The sequence below is a fragment of the Agrobacterium sp. 22-209-1 genome (assembly GCF_053522485.1).
Genome location: NZ_JBNWCH010000015.1, coordinates 14447 through 31889, shown reverse-complemented (window position 1 = coordinate 31889; position 17443 = coordinate 14447). Strand labels below are relative to the sequence as shown.

Annotated in this window: 19 protein-coding genes; 17 read left to right on the top strand and 2 right to left on the bottom strand. The window is 58.9% G+C overall.

Annotated features, from left to right (window positions below; all coding sequences use genetic code 11):
• Window positions 1-1048 precede the first annotated feature (1048 nt).
• From ACQZ48_RS22215 to ACQZ48_RS22170, 10 genes are all read left to right on the top strand, one after another.
• Window positions 1049-1579: a helix-turn-helix domain-containing protein gene (locus ACQZ48_RS22215; protein ID WP_173989341.1), complete on the top strand. Its 531-nt coding sequence runs from the start codon at window positions 1049-1051 to the stop codon at window positions 1577-1579.
• 136 nt (window positions 1580-1715) lie between these two features.
• Window positions 1716-2795, top strand: a complete 1080-nt coding sequence (locus ACQZ48_RS22210; RefSeq protein ID WP_137410598.1) for an ABC transporter substrate-binding protein — start codon at window positions 1716-1718, stop codon at window positions 2793-2795.
• Between the two features lie 132 nt (window positions 2796-2927).
• A complete protein-coding gene (gene rpe, locus ACQZ48_RS22205) occupies window positions 2928-3605 on the top strand; it encodes a ribulose-phosphate 3-epimerase (RefSeq protein ID WP_077982038.1) in 678 nt (225 codons plus the stop codon).
• Between the two features lie 45 nt (window positions 3606-3650).
• Window positions 3651-4157 (top strand): hypothetical protein, encoded by a 507-nt coding sequence (locus ACQZ48_RS22200; RefSeq protein WP_077982037.1) that lies wholly within the window; start codon window positions 3651-3653, stop codon window positions 4155-4157.
• 81 nt (window positions 4158-4238) lie between these two features.
• Complete coding sequence (purB, locus tag ACQZ48_RS22195; RefSeq protein ID WP_448729463.1) at window positions 4239-5546, top strand: adenylosuccinate lyase; 1308 nt, start codon at window positions 4239-4241, stop codon at window positions 5544-5546.
• A gap of 68 nt (window positions 5547-5614) precedes the next feature.
• The gene (locus ACQZ48_RS22190; RefSeq protein WP_142911454.1) at window positions 5615-6178 is read left to right on the top strand and encodes an alpha/beta hydrolase; all 564 of its coding nucleotides are present in this window, start codon (window positions 5615-5617) and stop codon (window positions 6176-6178) included.
• Between the two features lie 203 nt (window positions 6179-6381).
• Window positions 6382-7146 (top strand): phosphoribosylaminoimidazolesuccinocarboxamide synthase, encoded by a 765-nt coding sequence (gene purC, locus ACQZ48_RS22185; RefSeq protein WP_077982034.1) that lies wholly within the window; start codon window positions 6382-6384, stop codon window positions 7144-7146.
• A 54-nt stretch (window positions 7147-7200) separates the two neighbouring features.
• The gene (gene purS / locus ACQZ48_RS22180; protein WP_003507918.1) at window positions 7201-7443 is read left to right on the top strand and encodes a phosphoribosylformylglycinamidine synthase subunit PurS; all 243 of its coding nucleotides are present in this window, start codon (window positions 7201-7203) and stop codon (window positions 7441-7443) included.
• Window positions 7444-7462: 19 nt separating this feature from the next.
• Window positions 7463-8134 (top strand): phosphoribosylformylglycinamidine synthase subunit PurQ, encoded by a 672-nt coding sequence (purQ, locus tag ACQZ48_RS22175; RefSeq protein ID WP_137410602.1) that lies wholly within the window; start codon window positions 7463-7465, stop codon window positions 8132-8134.
• A gap of 79 nt (window positions 8135-8213) precedes the next feature.
• Window positions 8214-8618 carry a hypothetical protein gene (locus ACQZ48_RS22170; protein ID WP_077982877.1) on the top strand — a complete coding sequence of 135 codons (405 nt, stop codon included), beginning with the start codon at window positions 8214-8216 and terminating at the stop codon, window positions 8616-8618.
• 129 nt (window positions 8619-8747) lie between these two features.
• Here ACQZ48_RS22170 and ACQZ48_RS22165 read toward each other — a convergent pair whose 3' ends face one another.
• Window positions 8748-9053 carry a DUF1127 domain-containing protein gene (locus tag ACQZ48_RS22165; protein WP_137410603.1) on the bottom strand — a complete coding sequence of 102 codons (306 nt, stop codon included), beginning with the start codon at window positions 9051-9053 and terminating at the stop codon, window positions 8748-8750.
• Window positions 9054-9146: 93 nt separating this feature from the next.
• On the opposite strand from ACQZ48_RS22165, the gene ACQZ48_RS22160 reads away from it, so the two are divergent.
• The 4 genes from ACQZ48_RS22160 (at window position 9147) to ACQZ48_RS22145 (ending at window position 13867) form a co-directional block, all read left to right on the top strand.
• Entirely contained in the window at window positions 9147-10565 is a 1419-nt protein-coding gene (locus ACQZ48_RS22160) for an aminotransferase-like domain-containing protein (RefSeq protein WP_191217980.1), read from the top strand.
• A gap of 112 nt (window positions 10566-10677) precedes the next feature.
• Window positions 10678-11268, top strand: a complete 591-nt coding sequence (locus ACQZ48_RS22155) for an acyloxyacyl hydrolase (protein WP_077982030.1) — start codon at window positions 10678-10680, stop codon at window positions 11266-11268.
• Between the two features lie 114 nt (window positions 11269-11382).
• On the top strand, window positions 11383-13617 hold the full coding sequence (purL, locus tag ACQZ48_RS22150; RefSeq protein ID WP_374636633.1) for a phosphoribosylformylglycinamidine synthase subunit PurL: 2235 nt from the start codon (window positions 11383-11385) through the stop codon (window positions 13615-13617).
• A gap of 16 nt (window positions 13618-13633) precedes the next feature.
• Window positions 13634-13867, top strand: a complete 234-nt coding sequence (locus ACQZ48_RS22145) for a BolA family protein (protein WP_003516012.1) — start codon at window positions 13634-13636, stop codon at window positions 13865-13867.
• Window positions 13868-14009: 142 nt separating this feature from the next.
• On the opposite strand, the gene ACQZ48_RS22140 is transcribed toward ACQZ48_RS22145, so the two are convergent.
• Window positions 14010-15158, bottom strand: a complete 1149-nt coding sequence (locus ACQZ48_RS22140) for a hypothetical protein (RefSeq protein ID WP_448729462.1) — start codon at window positions 15156-15158, stop codon at window positions 14010-14012.
• Between the two features lie 110 nt (window positions 15159-15268).
• Between ACQZ48_RS22140 and ACQZ48_RS22135 the strand changes: the two genes are divergently transcribed.
• From ACQZ48_RS22135 to ACQZ48_RS22125, 3 genes are all read left to right on the top strand, one after another.
• Window positions 15269-15517 carry a hypothetical protein gene (locus tag ACQZ48_RS22135; protein ID WP_142911460.1) on the top strand — a complete coding sequence of 83 codons (249 nt, stop codon included), beginning with the start codon at window positions 15269-15271 and terminating at the stop codon, window positions 15515-15517.
• Between the two features lie 146 nt (window positions 15518-15663).
• Window positions 15664-15999: a Grx4 family monothiol glutaredoxin gene (grxD, locus tag ACQZ48_RS22130; RefSeq protein WP_004442454.1), complete on the top strand. Its 336-nt coding sequence runs from the start codon at window positions 15664-15666 to the stop codon at window positions 15997-15999.
• A 137-nt stretch (window positions 16000-16136) separates the two neighbouring features.
• Window positions 16137-17345: a multidrug effflux MFS transporter gene (locus tag ACQZ48_RS22125; RefSeq protein WP_142911821.1), complete on the top strand. Its 1209-nt coding sequence runs from the start codon at window positions 16137-16139 to the stop codon at window positions 17343-17345.
• The last annotated feature ends 98 nt before the right edge of the window (window positions 17346-17443 follow it).

Below are 17443 nucleotides of genomic sequence, written 5' to 3'. Positions count from 1 at the left end.
ATATTTCTAATATATATCAGATATTTACGGAAATGAGAACAAAATGTGCATTTTTGTGGGCTGCACTATAAAAGGCACAACCAAGATGCACAGGTTCTAAATTTCATATCTACTCCACAAATATGATAGTTTTATAAAGTAAAACGGTCGCTCCTCCGCACAGAGTTTATTCCTGTAGCAATCAGAGTAAATCGAGGATGATCCACGGAAAATTAACGACTATGGCTGCTTCGGTTTGCAAGACGCAGAACAACTAAAACTTGATATTTCTATCGGTGACTAAAACATGAAGGTTCACGCTGAAATCCACGACCAGACTTCAGGCGATTTTCTGCTGTTGAGTGGGCATTTCAGGATGCAATAATCATACTAAGCGCAGGCCTTGCTGCAGCTAATACGGCGACATGATGAATCGGGCAAAAAAAATGATAATCCCCCACATGACGATAGAGACGACTAAAACCAGCAAATGAGGCCTGCGCGTAAAGTAAAGTACGAATGCTTTTGCAATTTTCTCCATATTTTCCGATGACGACACATTCATATTAGTGCGCGGCCACCCCCTCCTTCGCGACAGAAAACCTGATCAGTCACGCCTTTCTTCTCGCGGCTTTATCTCAGGAGAAATCGCCACCATTGCCATCATGATTATCGCGAACAACAATATGAATGGGCACAAAACGAGCACCGCAAGGCCCTTGACGATCATACCGGGCACCTTGAGAATTTGCTTCGGTCTCTCAACGCACATCGTGACCGCCTTTTTGGAAATCTATATATTCAAATATTGTCATCGCCCCCCCTCAAAACCGCATCGCCTTCAAGACCGCTGAGGAGTCATGAAGCATCTATGGCGCGATATGTGGGTCAGTGCAGGAGCACGAAGCATGCGCCTATCTTGCTGATACCTTTAACACAGTGCTAAATAACCTTCTAAAACAGGTGCGTCCCAGCAGACGCCCTTCAAACTGGTGATATACGAACACAGAGAGGATTAAATCACATTTGGATTTTTGTAAACTCCATTTGTGATTTAATTTGAGAGAATTTGGCTAGGAAAGAAGTCGAGTCCAAGACAGACCTTGGAAGACGCCTCAGAGCTGTGAGGGCAGCTTTCGATATCGATGACCGGAATGTCTTTGCGAGCCGGCTTTCGATCAGCAAAAGCGGACTGGCTCATTATGAGCGGGGCGAACGCGTGCCCGACGCCGAACTGCTTTGCGCCTATCACCGTGAATTCGGCGTCAACATATCCTGGCTTGTCACGGGGCAAGGCGATATGTTCGAGACCGGGCAATCAACAAACACGGAGCATGGCTCACATCAGCTTCTGGTCGATCTGATCAATCCGCTCGGGAGGCTGATAAATAAAGTTTACCGTGAACAGCAAGTCAGGATAACCGACGATCAGCGCTTCGCGGAGCTGACGAGATGGCATAACAATCTGACAAGCCGCGCCGGCCCCTCTTTCGAATGGAACGATCTGATGTCGCAGTTGCCCTGGGTGGAGCAAAGCCTTGCGGAGGAACTGCGTTCGAAACGAGCGGACGCCGAAGGCAATAAAAGATCGACAGGTTGATTTATTGGTGGCAGGGCGCGACGCGCGTGCAATGTGATAGTTTTCCGGGAATGACCGTGAAGCGCATATTTTTCCTTTGGAAAACCGGTTGTTGCCGATAAACATCAAGCCGAGACAACAGGATTTCCATCGCGTCATGCTTTCACTTCGCCTGCTAACGATCATCGCCGGTTTTGCCCTTGCGGGCTCAGCAAGCGCGGCATCGATTGGCATCGTTGCTCCCCAAAGCGGTCCTTACGAACTTCTGGGACAGCAGATACGGCAGGGGGCGAAGGCGGCGGCGGCCAAGCTCGGCCTTGATGTCGTCGAAATCCATGAAAGCTGCGAAGACGGCAGCGGCGGCGCTATTGCCGACGGCCTTGTGGCCGCCAAGGTCAGCACCGCGATTGGGTTTTTATGCACGGAAACGCTTCAGGGCGTTCTGCCGCCCTTGAAGGCGGCCGCCATACCCGCCATCACGCTTTCCAGCCGCGCACCGATCCTGATGGAAGACGCCCTGAAATACGGCTGGCCGCTCTTTCGTCTCGCCCCGTCCGACAGGGCCGAATCGGACAGGATCTCGGAGATCATGCTGCGCGACTGGAAGGGACATTCCATCGGGCTTGTGGATGACGGCACGATCTACAGCCGCGAGCTGGTCGACCGCATCCGCTCTTCGCTCGAGGAAAACGGTCTCAAACCCACCTTTGCCGACACGATGCGCCCCAATCAGGAACAGCAGGTGGCGCTGGTGCGCCGACTGGCGCGCACTGGCGTCTCCCATGTCTTCGTCGGTGCGGAGCGCAACGACGTGGCCATCATCGCCAGAGATGCCGGGTCGGAAAACCTTCCTTTGACAATCATGGGCGGCGACGCCATGAACGCCGCCAACAACCCGGTTCCCCTCGCCGCGAATGTGTTGGCGGTCACCCGCCCGGCCTATGATACCCTGCCATCGGCCCAGGCCGTCGCCGGCGAACTGCGCGGCGCCGGCATCGAGCCGGAAGGTTATGTCCTGCCGGCCTATGCGGCTGCGGAACTGACCGCCGCCCTTGCGGAAGCCACGCAGGCGCAGTCGAAACCCGCGCCGGAGATACTGGCGGGCGGCGCCGTGTTCAGGACAGTCATCGGCGAGCTCGGCTTCAACCCCTCGCATGACCTTTCGGACAATCCTTACCGCCTGCAGCGATGGAACGGCCAGCGCTTCGAACCGGCGGACAAGGCGGAAAGACCATAGGCGAAACCCGCGCGGCCGAAATTTCGAGGAAACGTAGCTTAAAACCCCCGGCAACCGCGATGCCAGCCGTTCCAAACCCGGATACTTGGTGTTAAAGGCAGCTTACGCAACGCGTCGAGAGGAGTTTGCCCCATGTCCCTGCCCATCCGCATAGCCCCGTCCATTCTGGCTGCAAATTTCGCCAAGCTCGGACAGGAAGTTGCCGATGTCACGGAAGCGGGCGCGGACTGGATTCATCTCGATGTCATGGACGGCCACTTCGTCCCCAATATCTCCTTTGGCCCTGACGTCATCAAGGCGCTTCGCCCGCACAGCAATGCCTTCTTCGATTGCCACCTGATGATTGCGCCCGTCGATCCTTATCTCGAAGCTTTCGCCAAGGCGGGCTGCGATAGCATCACCGTGCATGCGGAGGCCGGGCCACATCTTCACCGTTCTCTCCAGACCATCCGCGGACTTGGCCTGAAGGCCGGCGTCACGGTCAATCCGGCAACGCCGCTTTCCGTCATCGAAAACGTGCTGGATGATGTCGACCTCGTGCTGATCATGAGCGTCAATCCTGGCTTCGGCGGTCAGAAATTCATTCCCGCCATGCTCGACAAGATTCGTGCAGCAAAGGCGATGATCGGTGAACGGCCGATCGAACTGGAGGTGGATGGCGGCGTGACAGCGCAGACAGCAGGTGACATCATCGCCGCCGGCGCCAATGCGCTCGTCGCCGGCTCGGCGGTCTTCAAAGGCGATGGCGTCGATGACTATCGCAAAACGGTCGCCCTGCTGCGCACGGCAGCCGAAGCCGGACGGACGTAAACCACCACGGCTGAATGCGGCACAACGAGGCATCGGGGGATTGTCATGGAAAGCGGCATGAAGAGCTTCCGTGGCAAGGCTCTTCCAACTCTGTTGATTTTGCTCGGCGCGCTTGGCTGGGGCGTCTGCTCGACCGCTTCCGCCGGCATTGGCCTCTATGTCCGAAACAGGCTGGAAACGGACCACGCCGCCGATATCATCACGCTTTTTTTCGTGGGCGGCTTTTTCGGCTGGCTACTGGCGCTCGCCGCATTGCGCTTTCTCCCCGCCTCGACATCCCGGCCATTACGTTTTGCGGCCGCTTGTCTCGCCATCGTTTTTTTCACGCTGGCCGTTGCGGCAGCATTGTTCGCATTCGAATACCGCATCTTTTATGCGCAATGGCACGCACCGGCTTTTTCACGCATCTGGTTTTTCCAACAACTCTTCACGTCGCTCGGCGCGGTCTATCAATTCGCAATTCTCGGTCTTGGGCTTTATTTTCCTTTTTCCATTGTTCCGCTCTTGGCCGCTGGCGCAATCCTCTGCCGGCCTGCGCGACGAGCGGCATAGCCATGCAGCTTGATAGATTGAGATTAGCGGAACACTTTGCTAAACGGGCAGCAAATTTCCTCCACTAAGAAAGTCATTGCCATGATCCCTCGTTACTCCCGGCCGGAAATGGTCGCCATCTGGTCGCCGGAAACAAAGTTCCGCATCTGGTTCGAGATCGAGGCACATGCCTGTGACGCGCTGGCCGAACTCGGCGTTATCCCGAAATCGGCGGCCCAGACCATTTGGGAAAAGGGCGGCAGCGCGACCTTCGATGTCGCGCGCATCGACGAGATCGAGGCCGTGACCAAACACGACGTCATCGCCTTCCTCACCCATCTTGCTGAATTTGTCGGCCCCGACAGCCGTTTCGTGCATCAGGGCATGACCTCGTCGGACGTGCTTGACACCACGCTCAACATCCAGCTCGTGCGCGCCGCCGATCTGCTGCTCGCTGACATGGACCGGGTGCTTGCCGCGCTGAAGACCCGCGCCTTCGAACACAAGAACACGGTGCGCATCGGCCGCAGCCACGGCATCCATGCCGAGCCAACCACCATGGGCCTGACCTTCGCGCGTTTCTACGCCGAGATGCACCGCAATCGCGAGCGCCTCGTGAATGCCCGTGCGGAAATCGCCACCGGCGCAATCTCCGGCGCCGTCGGTACTTTCGCCAATATCGACCCGCGCGTCGAAGAACATGTCTGCGCAAAGCTCGGCCTCATTCCCGAGCCGGTCTCCACGCAGGTCATCCCGCGCGACCGTCATGCCATGTTCTTCGCCACCCTCGGCGTCATCGCGTCCTCAATCGAAAACGTCGCCATCGAAATCCGTCATATGCAGCGCACCGAAGTTCTGGAAGCGGAAGAGTTTTTCTCGCCCGGCCAGAAGGGCTCGTCAGCCATGCCGCACAAGCGCAACCCGGTTCTGACCGAAAACCTCACCGGCCTTGCCCGTCTGGTGCGCATGTCGGTCGTCCCGGCCATGGAAAACGTGGCGCTGTGGCACGAACGCGACATCAGCCACTCCTCTGTGGAGCGCGCCATCGGCCCAGACACGACCGTCACGCTGGATTTCGCGCTGAACCGTCTCGCCGGCGTCATCGAAAAGCTGGTGATCTACCCGGACAACATGTTGAAGAACATGAACAAGTTCCGCGGCCTCGTGCATTCACAGCGCGTTCTGCTGGCGCTGACGCAGGCTGGCGTCTCCCGTGAAGACGCTTACCGTCTGGTGCAGCGCAACGCCATGAAGGTGTGGGAACAGGGTGCCGACTTCCTTGAGGAACTGCTGGGCGACGAGGAGGTGCGCGCCGCACTGTCCGAAGAGACGATCCGCGAGAAGTTCGACCTCGGCTACCACACCAAACACGTCGACACGATCTTCACCCGTGTCTTCGGCGAGGCCTGAGAGAACTCCCTGAAGTTAATGCCGCCGCGGCCTTGATCGCGGCGGCATCACAACACAGATATGGGCGCATGAAAGTTTCAGAAGCAGATATCCTGATCGTCCCCGGTTATACCAATTCCGGCCCCGACCACTGGCAGAGCCGCTGGGAGCGCAAGCTTTCCACCGCCCGCCGCGTCGAGCAGGCCGAATGGTCCAAACCCGTGAAGGAAGACTGGGTCGCCCGGCTGGTGGAAGAGGTCAACGCTTCCACCAAGCCCGTTGTGCTCGTCGCCCATTCGCTCGGCGTACCGACCGTGATCCACGCCTTGCCGGAAATCGGCAAGAAGGTGTCCGGCGCGCTGTTTGTCGCGCCGCCCGATGTCGCCAATCCCGATATCCGGCCAAAACACCTGATGACCTTCGGGCCTTACCCGCGCGACCCGCTGCCTTTCCCGGCGATCACCATCGCCAGCCGCAACGACCCTTTCGGCTCCTATGAACATGCCGATGACATCGCCGCCGCCTGGGGCTCGCTTTTGATCGACGCCGGCATGTCCGGCCACATCAACGCGGAGTCCGGCCATGGTCCGTGGCCGGAAGGCGGCATGGTCTTCGCGCAGTTCCTGAGCCGGCTGAAGGCAGTCGAGCCCTGATTGGTGGCAGCCATGCAGGCCGCCGCCTTCTCTATCGGCTCCGCAAGCCGATTTTTCAGGCAAAGCCGTTTCCCGGCCTGTCACAAGAATTGAAGGGAAATATGCGAGCCGCATTGTAGAATGCACGCTTTTCCTTTATGGGACCGCTTCAAAGACCAAACGCAACGCCACCAGAATCGGCGTCAACCAAGAGACCTGCAATTATGAACCGTCGCCGCCGTATTTACGAAGGCAAGGCCAAGATCCTCTACGAGGGTCCGGAGCCAGGCACGCTTATCCAGTTCTTCAAGGACGATGCGACCGCCTTCAACAAGAAGAAGCATGAAGTCATCGACGGCAAGGGCGTGCTGAATAACCGTATCTGCGAATACGTCTTCACGCATCTGAACAAGATCGGCATTCCCACGCACTTCATCCGCCGCCTCAACATGCGCGAGCAGCTGATCAAGGAAGTGGAGATGATCCCGCTCGAAGTCGTCGTGCGCAATGTCGCCGCCGGCTCGCTGTCGAAGCGCCTCGGCATTGAGGAAGGCGTGGTTCTGCCGCGCTCCATCATCGAATTCTATTACAAGTCGGATGAGCTTGAAGACCCGATGGTCTCCGAAGAGCACATCACGGCTTTCGGATGGGCCAACCCTGCCGAGCTCGACGATATCATGGCGCTCGCCATCCGCGTCAACGACTTCCTCTCCGGTCTCTTCCTCGGCGTCGGCATCCAGCTCGTCGATTTCAAGATCGAATGCGGTCGGCTGTTTGAAGGCGACATGATGCGCATCATCCTCGCCGACGAGATTTCGCCGGACAGCTGCCGCCTGTGGGACATCGAGACCCAGAAAAAGATGGACAAGGACCTGTTCCGCCGCGATATGGGCGGGCTTGTGGAAGCCTATTCCGAGGTCGCGCGCCGTCTCGGCATCATCAATGAAAACGAACCGATCCGCGGCACCGGCCCCGTTCTGGTAAAGTAGTATCGGCCTCGTAAAGTTATATTGGCCTCGTAGGGTAAATCAGGAGAAGATCAGGTGATCAAGGCACGGGTGACTGTTACGCTGAAGAACGGCGTTCTCGATCCGCAGGGCAAGGCAATCGAAGGCGCGCTCGGCAGCCTCGGTTTCGGTGGCGTCGGCCATGTACGTCAGGGCAAGGTCTTCGATCTGGAGCTGGAAGGCGCCGATAAGGCCAAGGCCGAAACCGACCTGAAGGCAATGTGCGAAAAGCTTCTGGCCAATACGGTCATCGAAAACTACGCCATCGCCATTCTCTAAGCTCCAGGAGCCGCCGTCCATGAAATCCGCTGTCGTCCAACTTCCCGGCCTCAATCGCGACCGCGACATGATCGCGGCTCTGACGAAAATCTCCGGTCAGGCGCCCGTCACCATCTGGCAGACGGAAACGGATATTCCCGATGTCGACCTGATCGTCATTCCGGGCGGCTTCTCCTATGGTGACTATCTGCGCTGCGGCGCGATTGCCGCCCGCATGCCGGTCATGCAGGCCATTCGCGAAAAAGCGGAAAAGGGCGTGAAGGTTCTCGGCGTCTGCAACGGCTTCCAGATTCTGGTCGAGGCGGGCATGCTGCCGGGTGCTTTGATGCGCAACGCCTCGCTAAAATTCGTCTGCCGTGAAGTGAAGCTCGAAGTCGCCAATAACGACACGGACTTCACCCGCGCCTACGACAAGGGCCAGATCCTGCGCTGCCCAGTCGCCCATCACGATGGCAACTACTTCCTTGATGCGGATGAACTGAAGTCCGTAGAAGGCAATGGTCAGGTCGTGTTCCGTTATGCCGAGGGCACCAACCCCAACGGTTCGCTGAACGACATTGCCGGCGTCATCAATACCAAGGGCAATGTCCTCGGCATGATGCCGCATCCAGAAAACCTGATCGAGGCCGCCCATGGCGGCAATGATGGCCGCGGCCTCTTCGCTTCGGCGCTGGGCGTCATCGCAGCCTGATAGACCAAGGCGGGTTTCAAGCCCGCCTTTTTTGATGCCGGTTTCCGGCTATGTTTCGGCTTCTCTTCTGGATGACCTGATGCCCCGTCTTTTTCGACACGATGCCTGCAAAGCCGCCGGATTGATCCTTGCGGCAGTGGCGCTTGCCGCCTGCCAGCCGAAACCGCAACCTTCCTCCTCCATCTCCCGCGCGGCCCTGCCGACCATGGAACGCATTGCGCTTGGCGCGAATGTCTGCTGGTTCAAATCGGGCGATGCGGCCTTCAAGGCCTATCGTCTGGCGCCGGAACTCAACTCCTTCTCCGGCCGTCCGCGCATCCTGCTCGTGCCGCGCAACAGCCCGGAATCGCGCCCCATGCTGGTGGTTCAGGCCGAAGGCAACCCGGCAAAGCTCGATGCATTCGGCCCTGTCATGAACGAACCCATGTCCGGCCGCATCGCAACCGACGTCAAACGCTGGGCGAACGGCGGCAAGGGCTGCTGATCGACAAGCGCGGAAACGGGCCCTCGGCAATCCACTAAAAAAACCCGCCAACGCCGGTTGGGATTGGCGTGGCGGGCTGCCGAATGGCTGCTTGGCGCCGGGGAAAGAAGGCGCCGCTCTCCGACAAAATCAAAGCGGCCGCGGCGGCCAGGAAAGGAGTCGGGATTTCGCTGCTTCCGTCAAGGCTTCATCACGCGTAACGCCAATATCCTCCAGCAGATCGTCCGACAGTTCGCGCAAGGCGAGCCGTCCCCGTCGTTTCTGCTGCCAACGGGCCATGCCCGCAATCAGACGACCAATAAGCGTGCGGGCGATCTTGGCCGGAAAGGGCGCCGGTGCGACCATGTCGCCGGCATCGCGGAACACGCGTTCCCGTTCGTAACCATCAGGATAGAGTGTATCCGCTGTCGAAAGGTATTGATTCATCTTGCGCATATTGCACCTATTGTCTCCGTGCGTTTAAGGTCATTCAATGCAGACAATAAATACAATTGACTTGGAGACAGATACAATGCATAAATTGTCACCATGACAAATTGGCTTCCCGACATTACCGAGGGCGACGGCCCGATTTACCTGCGCCTCGCCGACAGTATTGAAGCCGCGATTTCCGATGGCACCCTGCAGGCCGGCTCGAAATTGCCACCGCAGCGCAATCTTGCTTACGATCTCGGCGTGACAATCGGCACAATCAGCCGCGCCTATGCGCTCATCCACGAGCGAGGCCTCGTCAGCGGCGAAGTCGGCCGCGGCACTTATGTCAATGAGCGGAAGACGCCGGCACCCTCCTCGCCAATGGAACAGGCTGCCCCAGCCTTCGGCGGCACCCGGCATGCCATTGAGACCACCGGCGAATATCGCCTGAACACCACAGCTGCCCCAGATGTCGGCCAGAGCGTGGTGATCGCTCGTCATATAGAGGCGCTGACGCGGGAGCATGGCTATGACATCACCAATTATGCCCGGACCTTCCCGGATAACTGGTGTAAAGCGGGGGCTCGCTGGCTTTCACAGAATGGCTGGTCGCCGCAACCGGAAAACATCGTCTCGACGCTCGGCGCCCATGCGGCGGTGATGAGTGTGGTGACGGCGATGACCGCGCCGGGCGACCGTATCGTCTTCGAACAGGTCACCTATTCCCATATCAGCCGTAGCGCCGCCCTTGCGGGACGACGGGTAACGTTGGTCGATGCGGATGAAAACGGCATCATTCCCGAGGATTTTGAGCGGGTCTGCGCCCAGCAGCATCCCAAGATGATCTTTCTGATGTCGGCCGGCCAGAACCCGACCTGCGCCACCCTTCCGGAAGACCGCCGCCGCGCGATTGCGGACATCGCCCGCCGATATGGTGTCTGGATCGTCGAGGACAATCTTTATGGCGCGATGACGCGCGAGGCGATCCCGCTGATCGCCGAGTTTGCACCCGATATCACCTTTGTGGTTGGCGGCCTGTCGAAATCCGTCGCCGCCGGCGTGCGCGGCGGCTGGGTCGCCTGTCCCGCACAATATTCCTCACGCATCCGCATTTCCCACTCGATGCTGACCGGCGGCCTGCCCTTCATGCTGGCCGAACTGAATGCACGCCTCGTCAATAGCGGCGACGCAGATGATATCCGCAAAGATTGTATAACCGAGATCAATCAACGCGAGGCAATCGCCAGACAGGTATTTACCGGGCTGGATTTCAACTCCCTGCCCGATATCGCCTTCCTGTGGCTGAGGCTGCCCGAACCCTGGCTTTCCGGCACCTTCCGCAATGCGGCGATGAAGGAAGGGGTGCTGATCGATGACGAGGACGAATTCAAGGCCGGGCGGACGGACAAGGTTTTCCACCGCGTTCGCATCAGTTTTTCCGGGCCTTCCACCCGCAAGGAGCTGACCCATGCCTTCGGCATCCTCCGCCATCTGCTGGATAACGGCTCCGCCGGCTATGAAAGCGTGGCGTAAACACCGGCGCACAGAGTCTTTCCTGCAACACCCTGCCTAATTCAGTAACTGATCATTTACCGCACCGCCAAACCTGCCATCCTTTGCAAAATTCACAGCGAGGAATGATTCGATGGCAGCAGTCGGATTGAAAAATGCCAGGGTGTTCTTCTTGCTGGCGACGATGTTTGCAGCATACCTCCTCCTCAGCCTAGTGCCGGCCGCCGCCGCGGACGGCGCTGTCTTTGATGAATTGCGGTTTGGGATTACCACTTCACTCTCAAATCGTGATGGCGGCGGCGAAGATGGCGTATTCCCGGCCTTCACCGCCTATTTTGATCCCTTCGCCGGCGCCTCGGCCGTCACACTTGGTGAAAAGCTTGCCCGGCCCCGCCTGCATCTGGGCGCGGAAATCAGCACAGAGGGTGAAGCGAACACCGTTTATGGCGGCGTCAACTGGACCTTCGACCTCAATCCGAAAATTTTCGTCGACCTCGGCTTTGGCGGCCTGTGGCACGATGGCAAACTGAGAAACGGCCCGGGCGAAACGGGAGCGGAATTCGGTTGCCACCTGCTTTTTCATGAATATGCCGCCATCGGATATCGCTTCGACAACAGCTGGAATATTTCGACCCAGATCGAACACGCCTCCCACGCCAATCTATGCGACGGCCCCAATGACGGGCTCACCCGCGTCGGCCTGATGGTCGGATACAAGTTCTGAAGAAGCCAACAAAGCGGCGTTTTGCGGGTAAAACAGCACATTTTCCTGTCGCACCTTTGAGCCTCTTGCGCTAAAGAACCGGAAACTTTCCTCGGCTCGAACCGCGTGAGACCTATGTCGATTTCAAACTCCATCAAGATCACCCCGGAACTCGTTGCATCCCACGGGCTGAAGCCCGACGAATACCAGCGTATCCTCGACCTGATCGGACGGGAGCCTAGCTTTACCGAGCTTGGCATCTTCTCGGCCATGTGGAACGAGCACTGCTCCTACAAGTCCTCCAAGAAATGGCTGAAGACACTGCCGACCAAGGGACCGCGCGTCATTCAGGGTCCGGGTGAAAATGCCGGCGTGGTGGATATCGACGATGGCGACTGCGTCGTCTTCAAGATGGAAAGCCACAACCATCCGTCCTATATCGAGCCCTATCAGGGTGCGGCGACCGGCGTCGGCGGTATCCTGCGTGACGTCTTCACCATGGGAGCGCGCCCGATTGCCGCCATGAACGCCCTGCGTTTCGGCGCGCCCGACCATCCGAAGACCCGCCACCTCGTGGCCGGCGTCGTCGCCGGTGTCGGCGGTTACGGTAATTCCTTCGGCGTGCCGACGGTTGGCGGCGAAGTGGAATTCGATCCGCGTTATAACGGCAACATCCTCGTCAATGCCTTTGCCGCCGGTCTTGCCAAATCCAACGCGATCTTCCTCTCGGAAGCCAAGGGCGTCGGCCTGCCGGTCGTTTATCTCGGTGCCAAGACCGGCCGCGACGGCGTCGGCGGTGCGACCATGGCGTCCGCCGAATTCGACGAATCCATCGAAGAAAAGCGCCCGACCGTTCAGGTCGGCGATCCCTTCACCGAAAAGTGCCTGCTGGAAGCCTGCCTTGAGCTGATGAAAACAGGTGCGGTCATCGCCATTCAGGACATGGGCGCCGCCGGCCTCACCTGCTCGGCCGTCGAGATGGGCGCCAAGGGCGATCTCGGCATCGAGCTTGACTTGAACGCCGTACCGGTGCGCGAAGAGCGCATGACGGCTTACGAAATGATGCTCTCGGAAAGCCAGGAGCGCATGCTCATGGTTCTCGAACCTTCCAAGGAAGAAGTCGCCAAGGCGATCTTCGTCAAATGGGGGCTGGATTTCGCCATCGTTGGCAAGACCACCGACGATCTGCGTTTCCGCGTGCTGCACAATGGCGAGGAAGTCGCCAACCTGCCGATCAAGGAACTGGGCGATCAGGCCCCGGAATATGACCGCCCGTGGACGCCCGCCAAGGTTCCCGCACCGCTTTCGGAAAACGACGTCCCCGCCGCCGATATCGCCGATGCGCTGGTATCGCTGGTCGGTTCGGCCAACAGCTCATCGCGCCGCTGGGTCTACGAACAGTATGACACGCTGATCCAGGGCAATTCCCTGCAGCTTCCCGGCGGCGACGCCGGCGTGGTTCGCGTCGAAGGTCACGATAAGAAGGCGCTCGCCTTCTCCTCCGACGTCACACCGCGTTATGTCGAGGCCGATCCCTTCGAAGGCGGCAAGCAGGCCGTTGCCGAATGCTGGCGCAACATCACCGCAACCGGCGCTCTGCCGCTCGCGGCCACCGACAACCTGAACTTCGGCAACCCGGAAAAGCCCGAGATCATGAGCCAGCTGGTTCATGCCATCAAGGGCATCGGCGAAGCCTGCCGGGTACTGGAATTCCCGATCGTTTCCGGCAATGTCTCGCTCTATAACGAAACCAACGGTCAGGCGATCCTGCCCACCCCCACCATCGGCGGCGTTGGCCTCCTGAAGGATTGGGGCCGCATGGCGCGCATCCGTTTCGCCGCCGCTGACGAAGTGGTGCTGCTTGTCGGCGCTCCTGCCGGCCTCGGCACCCACATCGCCCAGTCGGTTTACATGCGTGACGTCCACGGCCGCATCGATGGCCCTGCGCCGCATGTCGATCTGGCCGCCGAAAAGAGGAACGGCGATTTCGTTCGCAGCCTGATCACCGATGGTCTTGCCACCGCCGTTCACGATTGCTCCTCGGGCGGTCTCGCGCTTGCGGTTGCCGAAATGGCGATCTCGTCGGGCATCGGCGCGACCATCGACGCGGTCGAAGGTCACAATCCGGTTCTCACCTTCTATGGCGAAGATCAGGGCCGCTACGTCATGACGGTCAAAAAGGCCGATCTCGACGAGGTGCAGACAGCGGCGAAGGCAGCGGGCGTTTCCTGCCCGGTCATCGGCGTTACCGGCGGTGCGAGCGTAAAGCTGGGCACGGCGCGGGCAGTCGAGATTAAAGAATTGCACTTGGCCTATGAATCGTGGTTCCCTCAATTCATGGATGGCGAAACTTTGCTCGCCGCAGAATGAATTAAGGAGAAACACCATGCCCATGAAACCCGGCGACATTGAAGACATGATTAAGGCGGGAATTCCCGGGGCAAAGGTCACGATCCGCGATCTGGCCGGTGACGGCGACCATTACGCGGCAGAAGTCGTTGCGGATGCGTTCAAGGGCAAGACCCGCGTGCAGCAGCACCAGATGGTCTATGACGCACTGAAGGGCAATATGGGCGGCGTTCTGCATGCCCTTGCCCTGCAGACCTCCGCTCCCGAATGATTGCTCCCGTGAAAGCGGCTCCGGTAACAATCCGTCTCTGTCCCATCTGCGGCAGGGCGTGAAATCTGCTGAATAAATCAAAGGCCCGCGTGAGACTCTCTCGCGGGCCTTTTTCATGTCCGATATAAGGATCGGATGCCGCTTACAGAACAGGCGGCGTCTGCGAATCCAGATCGGCGAAGGAGGCGGCCGGCAAAGGGCCTGCCGTCAGCAGGGTAAAATCGTAACCGGATCTGCGATCCGGCCCCAGAACATATTGCCGGTGCATGCGCAGGAAGTTGCGCTTGTTCTTCTTATAGCGCTCCGGCGAAAGCGAATGCTTGAAGCGGATCGGCACGATCTTCGGCTGCGGCGCATCGCCATGACCGCTCAGGGTAACCGTATTGCAGCGATAAAGATGGATCGGATCGGTGAGACACTGGATGTCGAACCATGTCACCTCGGCGTGACGCGCTATTGTGCCTACGCTTTGACGAAGCCGTTCAGCGCTCGCCAGGAACGCGCATTGCAAAGCCGCGCCGCCCAACGTCGCGAAAGACAGTGTCCGGCCATCCAGCGCATCCGGTTTCTGCTCCAGCACGCGGCCGATCGTGGCAAGCGCAAGGCTGGCGCCCATGCTATGGGAAACCACCAGAACCTCATCCGAAGGCTGCTCCAGCGCCGTCAGAACAAGTGCTGCCCTCTCCTCGATCCAGTCGCGGGCAATCGGCTCATCACGGCCGACCGCAAGCGCGAATCGCCAGTCTGCATAAAGATGCAGCGTGTGAAACCGCTCCGCAAACGGCAGGAAAGCCTTCACGAAAAACAGGGCGGCGGCGGGAAGGCTGATCGCAAAGAGCCAGAGCGGTAAAGCGAAAAGCCAGGGCGAAAGGGCGATAGTCGCCGCAAGCGCGCCACCGACAAGCATCAGCAGGAACGGGAAGATGAAGAACAGGCCAAAACGCCAGGCATGGCGGAAATAACGCGCCGCACCGCCCTCACTGACAATGCCCGCCCCGGCCTTGAAGCCCAGCCAGATCTGCCGCCAGACCGGCGCATCGCGCAATTGCGATATCACCGCATTATGGTCGTAAACGAAAATGTCGGAGCGCGTCCGCCAGTCGCCCGCCGCGGCCTCCACCGTGAAAGTCTCGCCCCCGGGCGCATTTTCCAGCCGCCCCACCGTGTAATCCACATCCCAGGTTTTGCCGGCGAGCGCCGCCGCCCGCTGGTAACGCAGATGATGGGCGGCCGCATCGAGCGGATCGAAACCGGGAAAATAAAGAACAAGTCGTGACTTGACGGCTGGCATGCATAGACCTTCAGGCTGGAGACACCCGAAAGGATCGCTTGATACAGTGGGCGATGCACGTATAGTAAAAATCGCGACAGAAATATGATTTATTTATCGGTGAGGGAAATTTGTCTGGCATCGTCGATCAATTGCTCAACGGCGTCGTCAAAGGCGCCCTCGCCGAAGTGCTGACCAAATCCGGCATCCGCAAGACACGCCGCACGCGCCGGACGAAAAGTACCGGCTCTGCGGCCGGCGGTATCCTCGGTTCCGTGCTGGAAGCCGCAATCAAGGCCGCCGTCAAACCGAAACCCGCCCGGAAACAGGTCAGCAAAAAGCGCACCGCGGCTGCCCGCAGCCGGCAGCGGTATAAATAAAAAGCCGCAGGCCGGATTTCCCCCGTCACGCCATGCCATCGAGACGCATTTTTTACGCTCCCCCGGGTGGAAATCACGGCGCGACATGTTATTTAGAGGCTAACAGAAAGCAGCGGCCTTGAACCGCATGTGAAAGGAATAGGCCTATGAGCGGCATTCACGACATGATCGACAGCGAAGTGAAGAGCAACGACATCGTTCTTTTCATGAAGGGCACCCCGCAATTTCCGCAATGCGGTTTTTCCGGCCAGGTGGTACAGATCCTCGATTATCTCGGCGTCGACTACAAGGGCATCAACGTGCTTGCCGATGCGGACATCCGTCAGGGCATCAAGGACTATTCCAACTGGCCGACCATCCCGCAGCTCTACGTCAAGGGCGAATTCGTCGGCGGCTGTGACATCGTAAGAGAGATGTTCCAGTCGGGCGAGTTGCAGAGCCACTTCCAAGAACAGGGTATCAGCGTCCGCGGCGCGGCCTGATTTCGGCCGGTTCATCCGGCCCACCCTGATTGTCAGAAATTTATGCCAGGCGTTGCTTCATGCAACGCCTTTGCCGTTCTTTTTGGGGCAATCCTGTGACAGAACTTTCACAATCCACCGCTTCGCGCGCAGGCTCGATGGGGCGTACGGAATTCATTGCGCTGGCAGCCATGCTGATGGCAATGAATGCGCTCGCCATCGACATCATGCTACCCGGTCTTCAGGAAATCGGCGCCTCGCTGGGCGTGGAAAATGAGAACCATCGCCAGTACGTCATCTCCACCTATCTTCTCGGCTTGGGCATAGCCCAGCTCGTCTACGGACCGATCTCGGACCGTTTCGGACGTCGCAAGCCAATGCTTTTCGGTCTTGCGATCTACATCGTTTCAGCCGTTGCCGTCGTCTTCGTGCCGTCCTTTGCGGGCCTGCTGTTCCTGCGCTTCATTCAGGGCATCGGTTCGGCAGCAACGCGCGTCATCACCATCTCGATCGTGCGCGATATCTATGGCGGCCGCCAGATGGCGGAAGTCATGTCGCTGATCATGATGGTCTTCATGGTTGTTCCGGTCATCGCGCCCGGCACCGGTCAGATCGTGCTTTTTTTCGGCAACTGGCACCTGATCTTCGCCTTCATGGCCGGAATTGCTGCCATCGTGACGGCCTGGATGTATTTCCGCCTGCCGGAAACCCTGCATCCTGATGACGTCAGGCCTTTCACGGCTCGTTCGATCCTTGGCGGCTTCAAGATCGTGCTCACCAACCGTATCGCGCTCTGTTATACGCTTTCCAGCACCTTCATCTTCGGCGCGCTGTTCGGCTTCATCAACTCGGCTGAGCAGGTCTACAAGGGCATATACGGCCTTGGCGCATGGTTTGCGGCGGCCTTTGCGGGCGTTGCCCTGTTCATGGCCTTCTCATCCTTCATCAACGCCAGGCTGGTCGGCCGGTTCGGCATGCGCAAGCTGTCGCACGGCTCGCTGCTGGGCTTCATCGCCATCACCTTCGTCTGGCTGGTGGTGCAGGTGCTGGGGCCGGAGCCGATGCCTTTCGCCATCTTCATCGTGTTCTTTGCGCTTGCCATGTTCCAGTTCGGCTGGATCGGCTCGAACTTCAACTCGCTCGCCATGGAGCCGCTCGGCCATGTCGCCGGCACCGCCTCTTCCGTTATCGGTTTCATGGGAACCGTGGGCGGCTCGCTGATCGGTGCGGCCATCGGCCAGGCGTTTAACGGCACTGCGCTGCCCATGGTGGCAGGCTTTTTCGTGGTCTCCATCATCGGCCTGATCTTCGTGCTGATCGGCGAAAAGGGCATGCTGTTTCAGGCGCATAACAAGCCGACACGGTAACACCGGTTGAAAAAGAAAAGGGCGCGGAATTCTGTTCCGCGCCCTTTTTATTCGATTGACGGCTGGCGTAACACTCAGCGTCGGCCAGTTTCAGCACC